This window comes from Luteimonas pelagia (genome assembly GCF_054776035.1).
This window is the reverse complement of sequence record NZ_BAAHCG010000003.1, coordinates 433,228-452,936: the sequence shown is the minus strand read 5'-3', so window position 1 is coordinate 452,936 and position 19,709 is coordinate 433,228. Positions and strand designations below refer to the sequence as shown.

The 19,709-nt window shown below is 74.2% G+C and carries 20 protein-coding genes; 10 read left to right on the top strand and 10 right to left on the bottom strand.

What is annotated here, in order from left to right; genetic code table 11:
- Positions 1–50: 50 nt before the first annotated feature.
- A complete protein-coding gene (locus ACYU7H_RS11010; protein ID WP_460814688.1) occupies positions 51–593 on the top strand; it encodes a gamma carbonic anhydrase family protein in 543 nt (180 codons plus the stop codon).
- An 84-nt stretch (positions 594–677) separates the two neighbouring features.
- Here the strand turns inward: ACYU7H_RS11010 and aroE are convergent, their stop codons facing one another.
- The 5 genes from aroE to ACYU7H_RS10985 all read right to left on the bottom strand — a co-directional run bounded on the left by aroE (position 678) and on the right by ACYU7H_RS10985 (position 5,323).
- Entirely contained in the window at positions 678–1,517 is an 840-nt protein-coding gene (gene aroE / locus ACYU7H_RS11005) for a shikimate dehydrogenase (RefSeq protein ID WP_460814686.1), read from the bottom strand.
- Between the two features lie 79 nt (positions 1,518–1,596).
- Positions 1,597–2,586 (bottom strand): porphobilinogen synthase, encoded by a 990-nt coding sequence (hemB, locus tag ACYU7H_RS11000; protein ID WP_460814685.1) that lies wholly within the window; start codon positions 2,584–2,586, stop codon positions 1,597–1,599.
- A 35-nt stretch (positions 2,587–2,621) separates the two neighbouring features.
- Positions 2,622–2,870 carry a hypothetical protein gene (locus tag ACYU7H_RS10995; protein WP_460814683.1) on the bottom strand — a complete coding sequence of 83 codons (249 nt, stop codon included), beginning with the start codon at positions 2,868–2,870 and terminating at the stop codon, positions 2,622–2,624.
- Positions 2,871–2,948: 78 nt separating this feature from the next.
- Positions 2,949–3,947, bottom strand: a complete 999-nt coding sequence (locus tag ACYU7H_RS10990; RefSeq protein ID WP_460814682.1) for a chorismate transformation enzyme, FkbO/Hyg5 family — start codon at positions 3,945–3,947, stop codon at positions 2,949–2,951.
- Complete coding sequence (locus ACYU7H_RS10985) at positions 3,944–5,323, bottom strand: NAD(P)/FAD-dependent oxidoreductase (RefSeq protein WP_460814680.1); 1,380 nt, start codon at positions 5,321–5,323, stop codon at positions 3,944–3,946. Before ACYU7H_RS10985 ends, ACYU7H_RS10990 begins: the two co-directional genes overlap by 4 nt.
- 113 nt (positions 5,324–5,436) lie before the next feature.
- Between ACYU7H_RS10985 and ACYU7H_RS10980 the strand changes: the two genes are divergently transcribed.
- The 9 genes from ACYU7H_RS10980 (at position 5,437) to ACYU7H_RS10940 (ending at position 12,457) form a co-directional block, all read left to right on the top strand.
- Positions 5,437–5,709 (top strand): phosphopantetheine-binding protein, encoded by a 273-nt coding sequence (locus tag ACYU7H_RS10980; protein ID WP_460814679.1) that lies wholly within the window; start codon positions 5,437–5,439, stop codon positions 5,707–5,709.
- A gap of 2 nt (positions 5,710–5,711) precedes the next feature.
- Positions 5,712–6,413, top strand: a complete 702-nt coding sequence (locus ACYU7H_RS10975) for a ketosynthase (RefSeq protein WP_460814678.1) — start codon at positions 5,712–5,714, stop codon at positions 6,411–6,413.
- A gap of 86 nt (positions 6,414–6,499) precedes the next feature.
- Positions 6,500–6,790, top strand: coding sequence for a hypothetical protein (locus ACYU7H_RS10970; RefSeq protein WP_460814676.1), 291 nt, complete (start codon positions 6,500–6,502; stop codon positions 6,788–6,790).
- Positions 6,787–7,764, top strand: a complete 978-nt coding sequence (locus ACYU7H_RS10965) for an LpxL/LpxP family acyltransferase (protein ID WP_460814675.1) — start codon at positions 6,787–6,789, stop codon at positions 7,762–7,764. The genes ACYU7H_RS10970 and ACYU7H_RS10965 overlap by 4 nt, the downstream gene beginning before the upstream one ends.
- Positions 7,724–8,335: a LolA-related protein gene (locus ACYU7H_RS10960; protein WP_460814673.1), complete on the top strand. Its 612-nt coding sequence runs from the start codon at positions 7,724–7,726 to the stop codon at positions 8,333–8,335. The genes ACYU7H_RS10965 and ACYU7H_RS10960 overlap by 41 nt, the downstream gene beginning before the upstream one ends.
- A 61-nt stretch (positions 8,336–8,396) precedes the next feature.
- Positions 8,397–10,748 carry an MMPL family transporter gene (locus tag ACYU7H_RS10955; protein ID WP_460814672.1) on the top strand — a complete coding sequence of 784 codons (2,352 nt, stop codon included), beginning with the start codon at positions 8,397–8,399 and terminating at the stop codon, positions 10,746–10,748.
- Positions 10,735–11,190 (top strand): phosphotransferase, encoded by a 456-nt coding sequence (locus ACYU7H_RS10950; RefSeq protein WP_460814671.1) that lies wholly within the window; start codon positions 10,735–10,737, stop codon positions 11,188–11,190. Before ACYU7H_RS10955 ends, ACYU7H_RS10950 begins: the two co-directional genes overlap by 14 nt.
- The gene (fabG, locus tag ACYU7H_RS10945; protein ID WP_460814669.1) at positions 11,187–11,921 is read left to right on the top strand and encodes a 3-oxoacyl-ACP reductase FabG; all 735 of its coding nucleotides are present in this window, start codon (positions 11,187–11,189) and stop codon (positions 11,919–11,921) included. Before ACYU7H_RS10950 ends, fabG begins: the two co-directional genes overlap by 4 nt.
- An 80-nt stretch (positions 11,922–12,001) precedes the next feature.
- Positions 12,002–12,457 (top strand): hypothetical protein, encoded by a 456-nt coding sequence (locus ACYU7H_RS10940; protein ID WP_460814667.1) that lies wholly within the window; start codon positions 12,002–12,004, stop codon positions 12,455–12,457.
- Positions 12,458–12,463: 6 nt separating this feature from the next.
- On the opposite strand, the gene ACYU7H_RS10935 is transcribed toward ACYU7H_RS10940, so the two are convergent.
- The 5 genes from ACYU7H_RS10935 to ACYU7H_RS10915 all read right to left on the bottom strand — a co-directional run bounded on the left by ACYU7H_RS10935 (position 12,464) and on the right by ACYU7H_RS10915 (position 19,707).
- Positions 12,464–14,152, bottom strand: coding sequence for an NAD(P)/FAD-dependent oxidoreductase (locus ACYU7H_RS10935; RefSeq protein WP_460814665.1), 1,689 nt, complete (start codon positions 14,150–14,152; stop codon positions 12,464–12,466).
- Entirely contained in the window at positions 14,149–14,979 is an 831-nt protein-coding gene (locus ACYU7H_RS10930; protein ID WP_460814664.1) for a glycosyltransferase family 2 protein, read from the bottom strand. Before ACYU7H_RS10930 ends, ACYU7H_RS10935 begins: the two co-directional genes overlap by 4 nt.
- Positions 14,972–15,760, bottom strand: a complete 789-nt coding sequence (locus tag ACYU7H_RS10925; RefSeq protein ID WP_460814662.1) for a beta-ketoacyl synthase chain length factor — start codon at positions 15,758–15,760, stop codon at positions 14,972–14,974. Before ACYU7H_RS10925 ends, ACYU7H_RS10930 begins: the two co-directional genes overlap by 8 nt.
- A complete protein-coding gene (locus ACYU7H_RS10920; RefSeq protein WP_460815046.1) occupies positions 15,757–16,971 on the bottom strand; it encodes a beta-ketoacyl-ACP synthase in 1,215 nt (404 codons plus the stop codon). Before ACYU7H_RS10920 ends, ACYU7H_RS10925 begins: the two co-directional genes overlap by 4 nt.
- A 102-nt stretch (positions 16,972–17,073) precedes the next feature.
- The gene (locus ACYU7H_RS10915; RefSeq protein WP_460814660.1) at positions 17,074–19,707 is read right to left on the bottom strand and encodes a sensor domain-containing protein; all 2,634 of its coding nucleotides are present in this window, start codon (positions 19,705–19,707) and stop codon (positions 17,074–17,076) included.
- Positions 19,708–19,709: the final 2 nt, after the last annotated feature.

Sequence of the window (19,709 nt, the reverse complement as noted above, 5' to 3'; positions counted from 1 at the left end):
TCGAGTGTACGGCGCGGCGCTGTCGCGGCGCGGCCCGTAGAATGCGCGCCATGCCCGTCCGTCCCTATCGCGACCAGCTGCCGCGCCTCGGCGCGCGGACCTGGGTGGATCCCGCCGCCACCGTCATCGGCGACGTCGAGCTGGGCGACGACGTGTCGCTCTGGCCGGGCACGGTCGTGCGCGGCGACGTCAACTTCGTCCGCATCGGCGCCCGCACCAACGTGCAGGACGGCACCGTGGTGCACGTCAGCCACGACGGGCCGCACGCCAGGCTCGGCGGGTTCGCCACCGTCATCGGCGAGGACGTCACCATCGGCCACAAGGCGATCGTCCACGCCTGCCGGATCGAGGACGCGGTCCTCATCGGCATGGGCGCGGTGATCCTCGACGGCGCGGTCGTGCGCAAGCACGGGTTCGTCGGGGCCGGTGCGCTCGTGGCGCCCGGCAAGGAAGTGGGGCCCGGCGAGCTGTGGCTCGGCAACCCGGCGAAGAAGGTGCGGATGCTGTCCGATGCCGAGATCGACGCGCTCTACTACTCGGCCAAGCACTACGTGCGGCTGAAGGACGACTACTTGTCGATGGGCACGCCCTGAGGCGTGCGGGGTCCATGGGCACGCCCTGAGGGCGTGCGGGGTCGATGGGCGCGGCCTGACGGCACGCGCAGGCGCGATGGTCGATCAGTCGGCGCTGACCAGCAGGGATTCGCGCTCGCGCAGGTCGGCGTACACCGCGTCGGTGTCCGGCAGCACGCCGTGCCAGAGCGCGAAGCTTTCGGCGGCCTGCTCCACCAGCATCCCCAGCCCGTCGATCGCGCGATAGGCGCCGGCCGCGCGCGCCCAGGCGAGGAACGGGATCGCGTCCGCGCCGTAGCTGAGGTCGACCGCGGCGGTGCGGAAGCCGATCAGCGACGGCGGCAGCTTCAGCGCCAGGCCCGCGCGCGCCGCGGACGTCGCGTTGATCACCAGCTCGAATTCGCTGAGCGTGGCGAGGTCCTCGTAGTAGCGGGCGTGCACGCGCCTGGGTTCGCCGATCGCATCGGCCAGCGCGTCGGCCTTCTCCGGCGTGCGGTTGACCACGACCAGTTCCCCGATGCCGGCGTCCAGCAACGCGGGCACGATCCCGCGCGCGGCGCCGCCGGCGCCGAGCAGCAACGTCCGCCGCGCGCGCAGGTCCAGGCCGTGACGGCCGGTGAGGTCGCGGACCAGGCCCACGCCGTCGGTGTTGTCGCCACGCCAGCCGTCGCCGTCGCGCACCAGCGTGTTCGCCGACCCGGCGCGCTCGGCGCGGGGCGCGAGCGAATCGCACAGCGCGGCGGCCCGGACCTTGAACGGCTGGGTCACGTTGCAGCCCAGCCCGCCCGCGCGGAAGAACGCCGCCAGCGCCGACTCGAAGTCGTCGTCCGCATCGATCGCCACGTAGTCCAGCGGGATCGACCGCTGCCGGCCGAAGGCCAGGTGGATCGCGGGCGAAAGGGAGTGCGCGACCGGGTGGCCGATGACCGCGTAGCGGGGATTCATGCCTGCACTCCGTTGACGGCCGATGTGATGGAAAACGGCAAGGACGGGCGCGACCAGCCAGCCCGCGGCCCGGCCCGGTTCAACCCTCGCGCAGCCACGCCGCCGCGTCGAGCGCGTGGTAGGTCAGCACCGCGTCGGCACCGGCGCGCCGGATCGCGAGCAGCGACTCCAGCGCGCACGCGCGTTCGTCCAGCCAGCCGTTGGCGGCGGCGGCCTTGAGCATCGCGTACTCGCCGCTGACCTGGTAGGCGAAGGTGGGCACGCCGAAGGCATCCTTCACCCGGCGCACGATGTCCAGGTACGGGCCGGCGGGTTTCACCATCACCATGTCCGCGCCCTCGGCCAGGTCGAGCTCGACCTCGCGCAGGGCCTCGTCGGCGTTCGCCGGGTCCATCTGGTAGGTCGACTTGTCGGCCTTGCCGAGCGCGGCGGCCGAACCCACGGCGTCGCGGAACGGACCGTAGAACGCGCTCGCGTACTTGGCGGCATAGGCGAGGATGCGGGTGTGCACGAAGCCGGCTTCCTCGAGCGCGACGCGGATCGCGCCGACGCGGCCGTCCATCATGTCGCTCGGCGCCACGACGTCCGCCCCCGCTTCGGCATGGCTCAGCGCCTGCCGCACCAGCGCTTCCACGGTCGCGTCGTTGAGCACGTAGCCGTCGCCGTCGACCAGGCCGTCCTGGCCGTGGCGCGTGTAGGGATCGAGCGCGACGTCCGTGACCACGCCCAGCTCCGGGAACCGCTGCTTGAGCGCGCGGACCGCGCGCTGCGCGAGCCCGTCGTCGTCCCAGGCCGCGGAGGCATCGTCGGACTTGGCCTCCGGCGCGGTGACCGGGAACAGCGCCAGCGCGGGGATCCGCAGCGTCGCCGCGCGTTCGGCCACGCGCAGGAGTTCATCGATCGAGCAGCGCTCGACGCCGGGCATCGACGGCACCGGCGCGCGCCCGTCCGGCGCATGCACGAACACGGGCAGGATCAGGTCGTCGACGGTCAGGACGGTTTCGCGCACGAGGCGGCGCGAGAACGCGTCGCGGCGCAGGCGCCTCAGTCGGGTGTCGGGGTAGGCCATCGCGGGATTCTACGGCCGCGCGGCGCGCGGGGCCGTCAGATGACGCCGCCGCCCAGGCTCAGCCGCGCGATCGCCACCAGGATCACGATGCCGTTGAGCACCAGGCCCGTCTTCGCGCGCCCGCGGTGGCCCGGCCGGCTCAGCGCGATGCCGATCGCGGCGATCACCGCGCCGACGGCCGCGAACGGGATCAGGAACCAGTTGCCCCATCCCAGCAGCGGAATGAGCGCGATGACCATCCAGAGCATCGCGACGACGCCCCAGACAAGGCTGATCAGTCCCATCGGCTTCCCCTTCGCGCGGCGACGTCCGCCGTGGTGAAGAGCATACGCGTGCCGCGGCGGTGCCAGCAGTGCCACAGGTCAGCCGTGGACGCCGTCGATCTCCACGCGCAGGTCGCGGCGGCAGATGTCCGCGTGCAGCACGACGTGCGGGATGTCCGGGCCGAGCCGGTCCGCCAGCATCGCCGCGACGCGCGGCAGGGCGTGTGCATCGCGCACGTAGGCCTTCAGCCGGGTGCCGCGGCCGAAGGCCGGCGGCAGGCCGGGGGCGCGTGCACGGGTCGCGGCGAGCAGGCTGTCGAAGTTGGCGAAGGTTTCCTCGAGCTGCGCCTCGACGCAGTCGGCGTGTCGCGTCTCGTGGCCGACGACGCTCGCGGTCCCGGACAGCAGCAGCGGCATCGCCGCGCCCGCCGGCGGCAGCATCGCCCGCGCGAAGCTCGGCGGCTGCGGCCCGTAGCGGCGCGGATAGCGGTACGCACTCACCTGCCGGGGATTCTCCAGCGGCGTGCCGGGTTCGCGCGCGGCAAGCCAGTAGACCTGCAGGACGCGGACGCCGTCGCGGCGCCCGATCGCCGTCGCGGCCGGCAGGGTGCCCGGGTCGAAGTCACCGAGGCCGCGCGCACGTCCCACGCAGAAGCGACGGTAACGCTCGTCGTCGCCCTCGCCCGAGACGATGGCGTCGAGGTAGTTCCAGATGCGCAGCGGATGGGGATAGCCACGCCGGCGCAGGCAGTCCCGGAGGTGGCGGTACGCATGTTCCGCGGCGGCCTCCAGGCCGCCGGCGGCGATCTCGTCCACCTCGATGGCGGCGAACTGCAGCGCACCGTCCTCGCTCCAGCGCAGCTCGCCGTCCCGTCCATGGACGACCGGATTGGGCACGCGCCACAGCTCGACCGGCGCGGGGCCGTGGGGGCGGAGCGGCACGGTCAGCCGGCGCGGGTCCGCATGCGCGGCCGCGTCGCCGAAGCCGATCGCGGCCAGCACGCCGGGCCGCTCGAGCGCGGACGCCGCCGTGGCCGCGTCGATGTAATCGATGGCGAGCGCGGGCGACGTCCCCGGCACGGGCAGCGGCCGGCTCACGTCGCCGCCTCCGGAAGCCCGCGCGCCGGGGCCGGTCGCGCGCCCCCGAGGCGCAGGCCGAGCGCGGTGGCGGCGTAGATCAGGCGGAACACCCGCAGGCGCCAGCGGACCGCCCGGTTGTCGAACACGTCGCCGGCCAGCATCGCGATCACCGCGCGCTCGACGCCGAGCACGTCGCGCGGGCGGGCGAACAGGTACGCCATCGCGGGCGTGGTGAAGCGATGGATGAACCACTTGAACTCGTCCAGGCCGCCCCGCAGGTGGCGCTCGAGCGCCGCCATCGTGCGCCGCTCGCGCGCCGGCGCGCGCAGGACGGTGTCCACGGCGTCGGCGGCGCGCTCGGCGCCGTGCATCGCCAGGAACACGCCCGAGGAGAACATCGGGTCGACGAACGTCCACGCGTCGCCGAGCAGCAACCAGCCCGGGCCGTGCATGCGGCTGCATTCGTAGCTGTAGTTGCCGGTGGCGTGCACCGGCGCGATCCGTTCGGCGCCGCGCATGCGCCGCCACGCCTCGGGCGCCGCCTCGAGCGTGCGCATCAGCAGCTCCTCGCTGTCGCCGCGCCGCGATTTCATGTGCTCGGGCGCGCACACCGCGCCGACGCTGGTCACGCCGCCCGGCAGCGGGATGAGCCAGATCCAGCCGTGCGGGTGGCGGATGATCGTGATGTTGCCCGCGTACGGCGCCGGACGGGGCTCGACCCCGCGGAAGTGACTGAACACGGCGGCCGAGCGGTGCTTCGGATCGGGGCGCCGCAGGCCCAGCTTCCCGGCCAGGAACGTGTCCCGCCCGCTCGCATCCACCACGTAGCGCGCGCGGACCGACAGCGGCGCGCCGCCACCCCCGGTCGCGCGCACGAGCGCGCCGTCCGCGTCGAAGGCGACCGACTCCACGCGCGTGTCCTGCCGCGCGTCCACGCCATTCGAACGCGCATGCGAGAACAGCAGCGCGTCGAAGCGGTCCCGCGGCACCTGGAACGCATGGTCGTGGGCCGCGTGCAGCGCACGGTCGAACGCGAACACGTTGTAGGTGCCGTCGCCGGTCGGGAAGTCCGCGCCGCGCTTCTCCGTTCCGAGCGCGCGCACCGCGCCGGCGACGCCGAGACGTTCGAGGATCGGCATGTTCATCGGCAGCAGCGACTCGCCGATGTGGAAGCGCGGATGGCTGGCCTTCTCCAGCAGCGCGACGCGCCAGCCGCGCCGCGAGAGGAGCGTCGCCACCGTGCTTCCCGCGGGACCGCCGCCGACCACGCACACGTCAAAGGTCACGTGCGCACCGTCGACGGAGGCGGTCCCGCCGGGGGCGTCGAGGGGCGTCGGGTCGGGGGCGGGCGCGCCCGCGCGGGTGCGGGCGGCGGCGTTCGGGTCGAGCGGCATCGGCGCATGATAACGGCGCACGCGGGCGTCGCCGGCCAGTCCGACAGCGCTTGCACGGGACCGCCCGATGCCGGATCGTTGCAGCCCTTCGACGACAGGGGAACCGCGGTCCGATGGCTGAACAGACACCCGCCGAGCACGCACTGGCACGACTGCTGGTCGACAACCTGAACCTGGAGGACGTCGACCCGGCCGGCATCGACCCGGAGGCGCCGCTGTTCGGGGACGGGCTCGGCCTGGATTCGATCGACGCGCTGGAGCTGTCGCTCGCCATCGGCAAGGCGTACGGCGTCCAGCTGAAGTCCGACGGCGACGACAACCGCCGCGTCTTCGCCTCGCTGCGCGCCCTGTCGGCGCATATCGAGCAGCACAGGCCCGCCGCCTGACCATGGCCGGCACGCGCGCGGCGATCGCGCTGCGCGTCGCGCTCGCGCTCGCGTACCCATGGCTCGCACACGCCGCCAATGCCCGCGGCGACGGCACGCTTGCCGCGCTCGCGCTGGGCGACATCGCGCTCATCCTGCTGCTCGGTCCGCTGCTGCGCGGGCGGGCGTGGGCCTGGCTCGTCGCGGGCGGGCTCGCCGTCGTGCTGTGGGCCTGGTCGACGCATCCGCTCGCCACGCTGCCGCTGCTCGCGCCGCCGGTGCTGTTCCTCGGCTGGGCCGCGTGGCTGTTCGGCCGCACGCTGCGCCGCGGACGCGTGCCGCTCATCACCCGGCTGGTGGCGCCGCTGTACGGCACCACGCCCGACGGGCTGTCGCCAGACCTGCGCGGATACACCGGCGGCCTGACGCGCGCCTGGGCGGTGCTGCTCGGGATGCTGGCGCTCGCGAACCTCGTGCTTGCGCTGGTGTCGGTGCCCGGCGGGCTCCTGCACCGGCTTGGCCTGCCGTCGCCGTGGCCGGTCGCCGGCGTGCAGGGATCGCTGTTCGCCAACCTGCTGGTGTACGGCGTGGTCGGCGGGTTCTTCCTGGCCGAGTACGCGATCCGCAAGCGACGGTTCCCGCAGCGGCCCTATCGCGACCTGCCGGAGTTCCTGCACCGGCTCGCGGGGCTCGGACCCGCGTTCTGGCGGGACCTGCTGCGCTGAGGCCGCGCTTCCACGGGCGGGTATCCTGTCGCGAGCGCGCCGGGACGCACACCGACCCCGGCGCGATCCGAGCCGCGAGCCGATCCATGCCGTTCACGATCGCCCACGACCATCCCTGCCTGGCCGGCCACTTCCCGGGGCGCCCCGTGGTGCCCGGCGTGGTGGTGCTCGAGCACGTGGCCGAGGCCGTCGAGGCCGCCCACGGCCCGCTCGGCGCCTTGCGCTGGCCGCAGGTGAAGTTCGTGCGGCCGCTGCTGCCCGGCCAGGCGGCGGACATCGAAGTCTCGCCGGCCGCGCCCGGGCGCTGGCGGTTCCGCGTCACCCACGACGGCGCGCCGGTGGCGAGCGGCGAGCTCGCCGGGGGCGCGGCGCCGTGAACACGCAATGGAAGGGCCGGCCCGAGGGCGGCGGCGCGTTCGCGTTGCGGCTGATCCGCGGCATCGGGCGGCACGGCGGACGCCGCCTCGCGCGCGCCTGCCTGTGGCCGATCACCGCCTACTTCCTCGCGCGCCGCGGCGTGGAGCGGCGCGCGTCGCGACGGTTCCTTTCGCGCGCGCTGGGACGGCCGGCGCGGCTGGGCGACGTCGCGCGGCACGTCCACTGTTTCGCGTCCACCATCCTCGACCGCGTGTTCCTGCTGGGCGACCGGGGGGAAGACCGGTTCGACATCCGCGTCGAGGGGCTGGCGCCCTTGCATGCCGCCATCGAACGCGGACGGGGCGTGTTGCTGTTCGGCTCGCACCTGGGCAGCTTCGAGGTCCTGCGGGTGCTCAAGCGCGCGCGACCGGACGTCCCGTTGCGCGTCGTGTTCGATCGCGGCCACAACCCGGCGATGACGCGCGTGCTGGAGGAACTCGACCCGGAGATCGCGGCCACCGTGATCGATGGTTCGCAGCCGGGCCCGGCGATCATGCTCGCGATCCAGCAGGCGGTGGCCGGGGGCGCGATGGTGGCGCTGCTCGTGGACCGGGTGCAGCCCGGTGCCGCGGCCGTGCCCGCGCCCTTCTTCGGCCGCGCGGCCGGTTTCCCGCTGGCGCCGTGGCAGATCGCCGCGGTGCTGCAGGTCCCGGTGGTCCTCGCGTTCGGCCTGTACCGGGGCGGCGACCGCTACGACCTGGTCTTCGAACCCTTCAGCGACGGCATCGCGCTTCCGCGCGCCGAACGGGCACGCGCGCTGCCCGCGCTCATCGCCCGTTACGCCGCCCGGCTGGAACATCACGCGCGCCTGGCCCCCTTCAACTGGTTCAACTTCTATGACGTCTGGGACGAACACGACGCCGCGGTCGCCGGCGTGCCGGTGGCTGGCGGCGATGCTGGCCTGCCTCGCGGCAGCGCCGTGCCTGGCGGCTGAGCCCGCCGCCGACGCCGGCTGGATCCTGCAGAGGCTGGCCCGGCCGGCGCCGACGCGCACGCCGTTCCTGGAGCTGCGCGAATCGCCGCTGCTCAAGGCGCCGCTGCGGGTGAGCGGCGAGTACGTGCGGCCGGACGAGGACACGCTCGTGCGCCGCGTCGCCTCGCCGTACGCCGAGACGACGACGATCCGCGCAGGGCAGGTCGCGATCGAGCGCGCGGGCCGCGTGCGTCGCTTCGAGATGTCCCGTGCGCCGGAGCTGGCCGGGCTGCAGGCGGGCTTCGGCGCGCTGCTCGCGGGCGACCGCGCGACCATCGAGCGCCACTACGCCATCGAGGCCAGCGGGCCGCGCGGCGACTGGACGCTGCGCCTGGTGCCCAGCGACGCGACGCTGGCCTCGAAGCTGCGCGACATCGTGCTGTACGGCCGCGGGGCGGAGCTGCGCTGCATCGAGACCCGGCCCGTGCAGGGCGCGCTGCAGCGCACCCTGGTCGCCGGGACCGCCCGGGCGGCGCACGGCGTCGACGATGCCGCCGCGCTCGAAGCGCTGTGCCGGGACGGCGCCGCCTGAACGCGGCCGCGGCGCGCATGGACGCGTGGCGCGGGGCACGGGCCGCCCGGGCGTGGCCGCGATGAGCGCGCACCCGGGTGGCGGGCGACGGCTCGCGTTGGCGTTCGCCTGGCTGGTCCTTCTCGTCGCCGCCGGTGCCTGGCTGGGCCAGCGGCTGTCGGTGTCCGGCGACCTGCGCGCCTTCATGCCCGACGCGCGCACGCCCGACCAGCGCCTGCTGCTCGACGAACTCGGCGAAGGCCCGGGCGCGCGCCTGCTTCTGGTCGCGCTCTCGGGCGCATCGCCCGAACGCCTGGCCGCGATCTCGAACGACATGGTCGGCACGCTGTCCGCGTCGCCCCGGTTCGCCCTCGTGGCCAACGGCGGCGAGGCGGGACTGGACACGGTGCCCGGGGCGCTGCGTCCGTACCGCTACCTGCTGTCGCCGACGCTCGACACGCAGGCGTTCGATGCCGCGTTCCTGCGCGCGCAGCTCGATGCGCGCCTGCAGGACCTGGGCTCGCCGGTCGCCGGCCTGGTCGAACCGCTGGTGCCGGCCGATCCGACGCTGGAAACGCTCGTCCTCGCCGAGTCGTGGTCACCGGCCGCCGCGCCGCAGCGGCTGCACGGCACCTGGTTCGACACGGCGGGCCAACGCGCGCTGCTGGTGGCGCAGACGACCGCGGCGGGGTTCGATCCGGAAGGCCAGCGCGCGGCGGTCGACGCGCTGCGGACGGCATTCGAGGAGGCCCGCGGCGATGACGCGGTCCATCTCTCGCTGGGCGGGCCGGGTGCCTATTCGGTCGAGATCGGTGGCCGAACGGCCGCCGAGGCACGCCGCATCGGCACGATCGACAGCCTGGTGTTCGTCCTGCTGCTCGCGCTCGCCTACCGCAGCTGGAAGGCGCCGCTGCTCGGCGGCCTGCCATTGGCCAGCGGCGGGCTGGCGGGGCTGGCGGCGGTGGCGCTCGGCTTCGAAACGGTGCACGGGATCACCATCGCGTTCGGCTTCACGCTGATCGGCGTGGCGCAGGACTATCCGATCCACTTCTTCAGCCACCTGCGGCCGGGCGTCGCGCCGCGCGACAGCGTGCGCGCCCTGTGGCCCGCGCTGCGCACGGGCGTGGTCGCGACCTGCATCGCCTACGCCACGTTCCTGGTGTCCGGCGTGGACGGCCTGGAGCAACTGGCGTGGTTCACGGTGGTCGGCCTGGGCGTGGCGTCGCTTGCGACGCGCTTCGTCCTGCCGGCCTTGGTGGACCCGGTGCCGCGCGACCCCGCCGATTCGCCCTTCGTCCAGCGTGCGTGGCGCGCGCTCTCGGCCTGGCGCCGGCCGCCGGCCGCGGCCTTCGTCGCGCTCGCGGCCCTCGCCGCGGGCGTCGTCGCGTTCGCACCGGGCGCGACCTGGCAGAACGACCTCTCGAAGCTCACCCCGGCCCCCGCGGAACTGGTCGCGCGCGACATGGACCTGCGCGCCCAGCTGGGCGCGCCGGACGTGCGCTACATGGTGGTGGTGCCCGCCGCCGACGCCGAGTCGGCGCTGCAGGCCTCCGAGGCGCTGGCGCCGGCGCTCGCCGGACTGCAGGCGCGCGGCGCGCTCGGGGGCTTCGACATGGCCGCGCGCTACCTGCCCAGCGCGCGGGTCCAGCGCGAACGGCAGGCGCGCCTGCCCCGGGCCGACGCGCTGCAGGCGTCGCTGGCCGACGCGGTCGCCGGCACGCCCTTCCGCGAGGACGTCTTCGCGCCGTTCCTGGCGGACGTGGCGACCGCGCGCGACGCGGCGCCGTTGCGCGCGGAGGACCTCGCCGGCACGCCACTCGCGCAACGCATCGACGGGCTGCTCATCCCGCACGGCGACGGCGTCGCCGCGCTGGTGTCGTTGCAGGACCTGCGCGATCCGGCGGCGCTTGCCCGCGCGGTCGAGGCGCGGGGCGCACGCCTGCTCGACCTGAAGGCCGCCTCCGAATCGCTGGTCGCCGACTACCGCCAACGCGTGCTCTGGGCGCTCGGCCTGGCGGCGCTGCTGCTGGCCGCCACGGTCTGGGCCGCGCTGCGCACGCCGCGCCGGACGCTGCGCGTGCTCGCGCCGATGGCTCTGACCACGCTCGTCGTGCTTGCGGTGCTGCGCGCGGCAGGCGTGGAACTGAGCCTGTTCCACCTGGTCGCCCTGATCCTCGCCGCGGGACTCGGCCTGGACTACGCACTGTTCTTCGACCATGCCGGCGACGACCGCGACGACCAGCTGCGCACGCTGCACGCGGTGCTGGTGTGCGCGGTGATCACCTTCGCGGTGTTCGCGCTGCTGGCGACCTCCGACATCCCGGTGCTGCGCGCGATCGGCGGCACCGTGGCCCTCGGCGTGCTGAGCAACTTCGTGCTGGCCCTGCTGGTGGTCCGCCGACCTGTCGCCGGGGAACGCCATGCGCACGCGTGAGGCGATCGCCGCGCTGGTGCCGCACCAGGGCCTGATGTGCCTCTGGGAATCGGTCGAGGACTGGACGGCGGCCACGATCCGCCTGCGCAGCGAGGGCCACCGCGACGCCATGCATCCGCTGCGACGCAACGGAAGGCTGCACGCCGTCCACCTGTGCGAGTACGGTGCGCAGGCGATGGCCGTGCATGGCGGGCTGGTCGCACGCGAGGCCGGTGGCAGCGCCCGCGCGGGCCTGCTGGTCGCGCTGCGCGGGGTGGCGTTGCACGTGGATCGGATCGACGACCTGCCGGGTCCGCTGGAAGGCCAGGCCGAGCGGCTGGTCGACACCCCGGACAGCCAGCAGTACGCGTTCCGGATCCTGCACGCGGGACGCGTCCTGGCCGAAGGCCGCGCCGCGGTGATGCTGCAGGACATGGATCCCACGGGAGGAGCGGACAGGTGAACCCGACGACGGCGCGACGCGCGCTGGTGACCGGCGGCAGCGGCGGCATCGGCGGCCCGATCTGCCGGCGGCTCGCCGCCGACGGCCTGCACGTGATCGTGCACGGCAACGCGAACCTCGCGCGTGCGCAGGCGGTGGTCGACGCGATCCGCGCGGACGGTGGCAGTGCCGAGGCCGTCGCGTTCGACCTGACGGACGCGTCCGCCACCGGCGAAGCCATCGACGCCCTGCTTGAGGCGGGGCCGGTGCAGGTGCTGGTGAACAACGCGGGCCTGCACGACGACGCGCCGCTGGCCGGGATGACCCCGGAGCAGTGGCACCGCGTGGTGGACGTCTCGCTGCACGGCTTCTTCCACGTGACGCGGCCCCTGCTGCTGCCCATGGCGCGCACGCGCTGGGGACGCGTGGTCAGCGTCTCGAGCGTGGCCGCGGTGCTCGGCAACCGCGGCCAGGCGAACTACGCGGCCGCGAAGGCGGCGCTGCACGGCGCCACCAAGTCGCTGGCGCGCGAGATGGCGTCGCGCGGGATCACCGCGAACGTGGTCGCGCCCGGCGTGGTGTCGGGCGGCATGGCCGACGACGCGTTCCCGCCCGAGCGCATCCGTCAGGTCGTGCCCGCCGGGCGCGCCGGCACGCCCGAGGAGGTGGCCGCACTGGTGGCGTTCCTGTGTTCGGACGCCGCCGGTTACGTGAACGGGCAGGTCATCGGCATCGACGGCGGCATGAGCTGAACGCGTCGCGCGCCACCGTCACCGGCCACCCACGGGGCGCGCGTAGCATCGCCGTGGTCAACGACCCGCGGGAGGTCCGCATGGCCACCCTGATCGGAAACGCACGCCTCGCCGCGTGCCTGTGCCTCGTCGCGTTGCTCGCGGCGTGCACCACGTCGCACGTCCTCACCGGCACGCCGCGCCCGCCGATCGATCCGGCGCACGTGCGCTTCTATTTCGACACGCCCCCGGCGTACGAGGAGATCGCTCGCCTTTCGACGTCGAGCGGCTCCATCTTCGGCGCGCAGTCCCGCCAGGACGCCGTGCTGCGCAAGCTGCGCGACGAGGCGGCGGCGCTCGGCGCGAACGGCGTGCTGCTCGTCGATACCGTGGAGCGCGGCGGTGGCGGCGGCGTCAGCATCGGCGCGGGCGGCGGCAGCTATCGCGGCGGCGGCTTCGGCGGCGTCGGCATCGGCGTGCTGCTGGGCAGCGACCGGACCTACGCGGAGGCGGTCGCGATCCATGTGCCGGCGCCGCCCGCCGCGCCGGCGGACTGAGCCCGGTCAGGCGGCCCGGGTGCCCGCCATGGCGGCCGGTCGCCAGGGCGCGGGCAACAGCGCCGCTTCGCCTTCCACGGATTGCCTGTCGAGCAGCGCGTCCAGGCCGTGGTCGGGGATCCGCGGGTGCGCCTCGCGCGCCATCGCCAGCAGTTCGCCCGCGAGCCGCCGCAGCCGTTCGAGATCCCGCGCGAAACGGGCCTCGAACGCCGCGTCGTCGAGCGGTTCGAGCAGGCCGCGGTTGATGTCCGCGAACCAGTCGATCCGCGCCTGGTCCCGCATCGCGGGTGGCGTGGCCGGCGCCCTCGACCCCGCGGCGGCGGCGTTGCGCGCACCCCAGTCACGGAACAGCGGCTGCAGGGCCGCGTTGATCGCCGAGGCATGCTGCATCGCGGGCCGCAGCCGGCCCAGCATCGCCAGGTCGCACAGCCGCCCGGACATCGCCAGCGGCGCCAGTTGCGTCCAGTACCAGGTGTAGTCCCACACCACCTTCAGCGGCATGACCCGGGCATCGCCGAACAGCGGGTACTGGTCCTGGTAGAGCGTGAGCATGTTCCCGTAGAACGAGAAGTACAACTGCTCGTAGAGGGACCCGCGGGCGCCGGTCGGCTCGCCGGCGCGGTCGCGCAGCACCAGGTCGGTGACGTACCCGTTGGCGATGGCGATGAAGTCGCTGCCCGGCGAGTAGAACGGATCGAGGAACACGCCGGCCTCGCCCGTCGTTGCCCAGCGGTCCTCGCCCGACCAGGCGCGCGTGCAGCCGTGCGAGAAGCGACGGAGGAAGGCGAAGTCCTGGACGTCGTGGTCGCCTTCGTCCAGTGCGCGCGCCAGTCGCGGCTGGTGCGTGCGCAGCCACGCCATGGCCTTGGCGTGGGTGTCCATGCCCGTCAGGGGGTGGAGCGCGGGGTCGGCGACGATGCCGATCGAATGGCTGCCCGACGCGAGCGGGATCAGCCAGACCCAGTAGCCCGGTCCGCACAGGTGGTTGGTGGACCGCCAGCGTTCCGGTGGATCGCAGCGCGCGCGCCAGGCGGGATCCGCGCCCCAGTCGTCGGGCCGCAGCGTGCCGCGCACCCGCCACCAGGCCGAATGGACGGCGTGGTCGTTTTCGCGGGCGAGGCCGAGTCGGCGCTTGAGCAGCCCGGCGCGGCCGCTGGCATCGACCAGCCAGCGGGCGCGGGCGTCCTCGCGCCTGCCGTCTCGCTCCCATGCCACGCCGTGCGGCGCGCCATCGCGGCCGGGCTCGATGGTCCGGACGGCCACGCCGTCGACGAATTCCACCCCGAGCGCGCGCGCCCGTTCGCCCAAAAGGTTCTCGAAGCGACCACGGTCGATCTGCCACGTCGGCGTCGGCAGCACGTGGCTGACGCCCAGTTCCACGCAGTGGTCGATCCGGTCCGGCGGCGCGCCATGGGGCACGCACGCCGGGTCGCTGAAGAAGAAGCGGAACCCGAACTTGCGCAGCTGCGCGTCGTCGAGGTGGTCGCGCAATCCCAGCACGGCGTCGAAGTAGTGCGCGCCGATCTCCACGGTGGACTCGCCGACCTTGAACGCCGCCTCGGGCACGGGATGCCGGCGGCGCTCGAGCACCAGCACGTCGAGCGATGGATCGCGCCGCTTGAGCTGGATCGCCAGGCACAACCCCGCCAGGCCGCCGCCGAGCACGACGACGTCGCGGGCGGCGGCTGCGGTCACGTGCGCGGCACCGGCGAGGCGGCGGGCGGTGGCGCGAACTCGCCGCTCGGGTCATGGATGCGCGGCGGGTTCTCGCGGGTGCGCCGCCAGGCCGCAGGCAGGTCGCCGGCCGACAGGACCTGCCGCACGACGTGCGAGGTGATGCGCCACAGGTCGCGCAGCGGACGGAAGTGGCTGCGGCGGAACTGGTCCCTGGTGTCGTGCGACTGGTAGCGCGACTCGATCGGCACGGACACGCAGCCGAACCCCAGCTCGCGCGCGGCGGAGATCAGGATCTGCGCCTCGTAGACGAAATCCTCGCCCGGCACGTCGCCCAGCGCGAGCACCTCCGCCGGGTAGTAGCGCTGGCCGCTCTGGGTGTCGGCGATGCGGTAGCCCGTGCCGAACGCGATGCCCCAGTCGCCGAACTCGTTCGCCAGGCGGCGGTACATCGGCTGGCTGGCGCGCTTGCGCAGGCGCGCGCCGATCACGATCGTCCGCGGATGCGCGCGCGCGGCCTCGAGCAGGCGCGGGATGTCCGCCGCGGCGTGCTGGCCGTCGCCATCCATCGTGAGCACGCCGGCGAACCCGCGGTGCAGCGCTTCGGCGAAGCCGTCGCGGAGGCTCGCGCCCTTGCCCATCCGGCGGTCGTGGCGCAGCACGGTGACCGGCAGGTCGGCGATCCGGTCCGCCGTCCCGTCGTCGGACCCGTCGTCCACGACGATGACGTTCGGACACTGCGCCAGCGCCCCCTCGACCACCTCGCGGATTCGGAGCACCTCGTTCAGGGCGGGCACGAGCACGGCCACGCGCGCCGCATCGAGCGGGGCGGGCTGCGCGTCACTCACGGGCGAGCTCCAGGCGCAGCACGCGTCCACCGCCCGCCTCCAGCGACACCAGGTCGTCGCCGTTGGCCAGGGCATCGAACAGGGGCAGCATCGGCGCCATCGCATTGCCGGCCGCATGCCGCGCGAGCGGGCCGTTGCCCGGGGTCGGCGCGCCGTCCGCCAACGTGGCCCGCAGGCGGACACGGCCGGCCCCCCCGGCGGCGCCGAGCACGAGCGCGCCCCCCAGCAGGCCGGTGCTGCGCGCCTGCCCGCCGAGCGGGCCGCGCGCCGCGGTGTCGTAGCCGACCAGCAGCACCGCGTCCGCATCGCCCGCCGCCAGTTGCGCGAGCGACTCGAGCAGGCCCTGGGCGAAGCTGCCCGTGTGCGCGCTCAACGCGGTGGCCGGGCGCACGCAGCCCGCGCCGATCGTCCAGTAGCCGGCGGCGGCGTTGTGCACGGAGTTGTGGAACTTCGTCGGCGAGAGGGTCTGCGGGGCCTCGGCCAGCGTGGCGCACATGTAGTCGGTGATCGCCAGGTCGCCGTGGGTCGAGGCGAACACGCCGGGCAGCCCGGCCGGTGGCCGGCCGGCCGATTCGCACGCGGCCATCGCGACGTGCAACGCGACGGCGACCGATTCGGGCGCACGGCGGCGCTCGTTCGGCGGCAGCAGCGTCGGCGCGGGACGCCCGGACGCGTCGCCGGCCGCCTCGCCGCCGGTGGCGAAGGCGCGCGCCGCGGCCCAGTCGGGGAGGCCGGGGGCCCAGAAGCCGATCCCCTCGATGCTGGCGGCGAGCGAACTCATGCGCCGGCCCCGAAGACGAGCGTGCAGTTGTTGCCGCCGAAGCCGAAGGCGTTGTTCATGGCGTAGCGCAGGCCGTCCGACCGCGCGTTGTCGAAGCGGACCTGCGGGCCGCAGGCGGCGTCCGGCGTCCGGCTGTTGAGCGTGCCCGGCAGCAGGCCGTGCTCGAGCGCGAGCAGGGCGAACACCGATTCGACGATGCCCGCCGCGCCCAGCGTGTGCCCGGTCCAGCCCTTGGTGGAACCGGCGTGCAGCGTCGCGGGGAACATGGACGCGACCGCGCGCGCCTCGACGGCGTCATTGGCGGGCGTCGCCGTGCCGTGGAGGTTGAGGTAGCCGACGTCGGCCGCGGCGATGCCCGCGCGCGCAAGCGCATCCGCCATCGCGGCCAGCGCGCCCGCGCCCTCCGGGTGCGGCGCGGACATGTGGTGCGCGTCGCTCGACTCGCCATAGCCGCGCAGTTGCGGGCAGGCCGCGTTGCCGGCGTCGAGCCGCTCGAGCAGCGCGAAGCCGCCGGCCTCGCCCAGCGACAGGCCGTCGCGGTCGGCGTCGAACGGGCGGCAGGGCTCGCGCGACACGAGCTGCAGGGCGTTGAAGCCGTACAGCACGCTGCCGCACAGCGTGTCCACGCCACCGACCAGAGCGGCGTCGACGACGCCGGCGCGCACCAGCCGCGCCGCCTGCGCGAACACCTTGGCGCTGGACGAACACGCGGTCGCCACGGTCATGCAGGGCCCCCGCAGTCCGGTCGCGGCGCGGACGAAGTCGCCCAGCGAATGCGGGGTATGCACGATGGGTCGCGCGAGGTCCTCGGGAAACGCGGGTGCGCCGTAGTCACCGGGGGCCAGGCGCGTGTACGCCTCCTCGCTGGCGCCGATGCTGGCGGTCGAGGTGCCGACGACGATCGCGACGCGCGCCGCGCCGTGGCGCCCCGCCGCCGCCGCGACAGCGTCCAGCAGCCCGTCCTGCCGCAGTGCCAGCCAGGCGAGCCGGTTGTTGCGGCATTCCCATCCGGCCAGGTGCGCCGGCAGTGGCGCCGACTCGAGGCCGGCGACGCGCCCGATGCGGCAGGGCAGTGGCGCGCCATCCACTTCGGGGCCGAAGTCGTTGACGCGCAGGCCGCTGCGCCGCGCCCGCAGGCCGTCCAGTTGCGCGCCGAGGCCGGCGCCGAGGGCGGTGGTCGCGCTGTGGGCGCGGATCGCCAGCGGCGGCATGGCGGTCGGACGGAGTGGGGTCACGCAGCAGGACCTGGCGGGGATTCGAAGGCGCCCGGCAGTATAGCCAGCGTGCCGCGTCCACCCCCGCCGCGGTCGCGTTCAGGCTTCCATCGCGTCGAGGAGCAATGTCCTGAACTCGCGTTCGGCCACCGGGCGGCCCAGCCAGTAGCCCTGCAGCTGGTCACAGCGCAGCAGGCGCAGCAGCTTCGCCTGCTCCTCGTCCTCCACGCCTTCGGCCACCACGCGCAGCGACAGCGAATGGGCCAGGCCGATGATGTTCGTCACCAGCGCCAGCGTTTCCGGGCTCTGGGTCAGCAGCGCGGTGAACGACTGGTCGATCTTGATCTCGTCCACCGGCAATCGCGCCAGGTAGTTCAGCGACGAATAGCCCGTGCCGAAGTCGTCGATCGAGACCTTGCACCCGAGGTCGCGCAATGCGTCCAGAAGGTGGAGGCTGTGCTCGATGTCGTCCATCAGCAGGCTTTCGGTCACCTCGATGTCGACCAGCTGGTCGGCGGCGTGCGGCGCCAGCAGTTCGCGGCACTGGTCGAGGAACCGGGGGTGCCGCAACTCCCGTGCTGAGAGGTTGACCGCGATGCGCAGGCGCTCGTGCCCCGCGTCGCGCCACGCGCGGGCCACCCGCAGCGCCTCGACCAGCACCCACCGCCCGACCGGGACGATCAGGCCGGTCTTCTCCAGGATCGGGATGAAATCGGCCGGCGACACCAGGCCGCGGTCCGGGTGCCGCCAGCGCAGCAGCGCCTCGGCCCCGACCAGGCGGTGGTGCCGCGCTTCGAACTTGGGCTGGAAGAAGAGTTCGAACTCGCCGGCTTCGATCGCCCGGCGCAGGTCCTGCTCCATCTGGACCGACCAGGCGGCGCGCCCGCGCAGTTCGTCGTTGAACGCATGGATGCGGCCGCCGCGGCGGCTGGCCTCGGCCAGTGCCGCCATCGCGTTGCGCTCGAGCGACTCGGCATCCGGCGCGTGGTCGGGATACAGCGCCACGCCCGCCCGCAGGTCCACCAGCAGGGACTCGTCGCGGATCTCGAACGGTTCGCGTTCGAATGCCTCGAGCAGCCCCTCCAGGCGTTCGACCTCGCCCTCCACCGTGCCGCCGGCGCGGTACGCCAGGGCGAAGGTGTCCGACTCGGGGTGCGCCACGCGCGCGGATGCGCCACCCAGCGCCTGCAGGCGCTCGCCGGCGGCGCGCAGCAGCGCGTCGCCGAAGGCCCGGCCGCGCGATTCGTTGATGGCCGAGAAGCGCTCGATGTCCACCAGCGCCATCACGACCGGCCCGTCCGCCATCAGGGCCTCGGCCTGCAGGTGCAGCGCCGGGCGGTTCGGCAGCCGGCTCACCGGGTTGTGGTAGGCGAGGAACTCCAGCCGCTCGCCCTTGGCGATGAAATCCACCGCGTAGTCGATGTCGGCCACCAGCCGCTCGAGCAGGACCCGTTCGTCCTCGTCGAAGGCCTGCGGCGCCTTGGAATACAGGCCGATGACGCCCCACGCCGGGTCGCCGAGCGGCAGGAGCGCGAAGGCGCCGACGCCGGCATCGAGCAGCGCCCGGCGCGCATCCGGGACCGGGCCGTCGCCCCGGTCGGCGGCGAGGTCCGGCACGATCATCCGCGCGCCATCGCGGAGCGCGCGCGCCTCGCGCCGGCAGCCATCGCCGTCGGTGAGCGCGTCCAGGCAGGCGAGGATCCGCGCGTCGCCCGAACGGCACGCGATGTCGAGCAGGCGCGTTTCCGGCGATGCCCCGTCGTCCTGCACCCCGGCGCCCCTGCGCGGTGCGAGCGCGATGATCGCGGCATCGAACCCGCCGTGCTCGGTCGCCACGGTGCAGACCTCGGCCAGCAGGCGGTCGCGGTCGGACGTGCGCAGCACGGTGTTGCCGAGGGCGCCGAGCACCGCGTGCAACCGGGCGAGGTGGCGGATGCGCCGCTGCTGCTGGAGGAGCTCTGTCACGTCGCGGTCGATGCCCCTGAAGCCGGTGAGCGCACCGGCCTCGTCGTACACCGGGCCGCCGCTGCTTTCGAGCACCCGCACGCTGCCGTCCTCGTGGAGGACCTGGAAGCGCAGGCCCTGCCAGGTCCTGCCGGCGGCGATCGCCGCGTCGAGCCGCACGAGGTCCTCGCGCGGTTCGCCGGGGGGCAGCAGCTCCCGCCAGTCGCGACCGACGAGCGCCTCGGGCGGACGCCCGAGGATCTGCCGCACCGCCGCGTTGCTGTAGGTGAGGTGCCCCGAGGCATCCATCTCCCAGATCCAGTCCCGGCTGGACTCGACGATGCTCCGGAAGCGCGCCTCGCTGTCGCGGAGCGCACGCTCCATGTCGCGGCGGCGAACCCGCTCGTAGGCGCTGCCCAGCGCGCGCTGCACGGCGGGCGCGAGCCGGCGCAGGTTGTCCTTGAGGATGTAGTCCACCGCGCCGCGCTGCAGCGCGTCGATCGCCATCTCCTCGCCGATCGTCCCGGAGACGAACAGGAAGGGGGTGTCGGGCGCGACCTCAGTGACCACGCGCAGCGCCTCGCGCCCGCTGAAGCCGGGCATCGAGAAGTCGCTCAGCACGATGTGCGGCGCGTAGTCCGCGAGGCGCTCGCGCAGTTCGGACTCGGTCGCGACGCGCGCGTGCTCGTAGGGGACGCCCAGCCCACGCAGCGCGCGCAGGATCAGCTCGGCGTCGGCCTCGGAGTCCTCGACCAGCAGGACGCGCAGGTTGTCGGGCAGGCGCGCCATCG

Coding starts and splice junctions, on each gene's coding strand:
- ACYU7H_RS10960 (WP_460814673.1), top strand. CDS start 7,724: ATGCTGGCCTGCCTCGCGGCAGCGCCGTGCCTGGCGGCTGAGCCCGCC.
- ACYU7H_RS10975 (WP_460814678.1), top strand. CDS start 5,712: ATGGCCGGCACGCGCGCGGCGATCGCGCTGCGCGTCGCGCTCGCGCTC.
- ACYU7H_RS10920 (WP_460815046.1), bottom strand. CDS start 16,971: ATGCCGCCGCTGGCGATCCGCGCCCACAGCGCGACCACCGCCCTCGGC.
- ACYU7H_RS10950 (WP_460814671.1), top strand. CDS start 10,735: ATGCGCACGCGTGAGGCGATCGCCGCGCTGGTGCCGCACCAGGGCCTG.
- ACYU7H_RS10980 (WP_460814679.1), top strand. CDS start 5,437: ATGGCTGAACAGACACCCGCCGAGCACGCACTGGCACGACTGCTGGTC.
- ACYU7H_RS10995 (WP_460814683.1), bottom strand. CDS start 2,870: ATGGGACTGATCAGCCTTGTCTGGGGCGTCGTCGCGATGCTCTGGATG.
- ACYU7H_RS10985 (WP_460814680.1), bottom strand. CDS start 5,323: ATGCCGCTCGACCCGAACGCCGCCGCCCGCACCCGCGCGGGCGCGCCC.
- ACYU7H_RS10955 (WP_460814672.1), top strand. CDS start 8,397: ATGAGCGCGCACCCGGGTGGCGGGCGACGGCTCGCGTTGGCGTTCGCC.
- aroE (WP_460814686.1), bottom strand. CDS start 1,517: ATGAATCCCCGCTACGCGGTCATCGGCCACCCGGTCGCGCACTCCCTT.
- ACYU7H_RS10970 (WP_460814676.1), top strand. CDS start 6,500: ATGCCGTTCACGATCGCCCACGACCATCCCTGCCTGGCCGGCCACTTC.
- ACYU7H_RS11010 (WP_460814688.1), top strand. CDS start 51: ATGCCCGTCCGTCCCTATCGCGACCAGCTGCCGCGCCTCGGCGCGCGG.
- ACYU7H_RS10940 (WP_460814667.1), top strand. CDS start 12,002: ATGGCCACCCTGATCGGAAACGCACGCCTCGCCGCGTGCCTGTGCCTC.
- ACYU7H_RS10925 (WP_460814662.1), bottom strand. CDS start 15,760: ATGAGTTCGCTCGCCGCCAGCATCGAGGGGATCGGCTTCTGGGCCCCC.
- hemB (WP_460814685.1), bottom strand. CDS start 2,586: ATGGCCTACCCCGACACCCGACTGAGGCGCCTGCGCCGCGACGCGTTC.
- ACYU7H_RS10915 (WP_460814660.1), bottom strand. CDS start 19,707: ATGGCGCGCCTGCCCGACAACCTGCGCGTCCTGCTGGTCGAGGACTCC.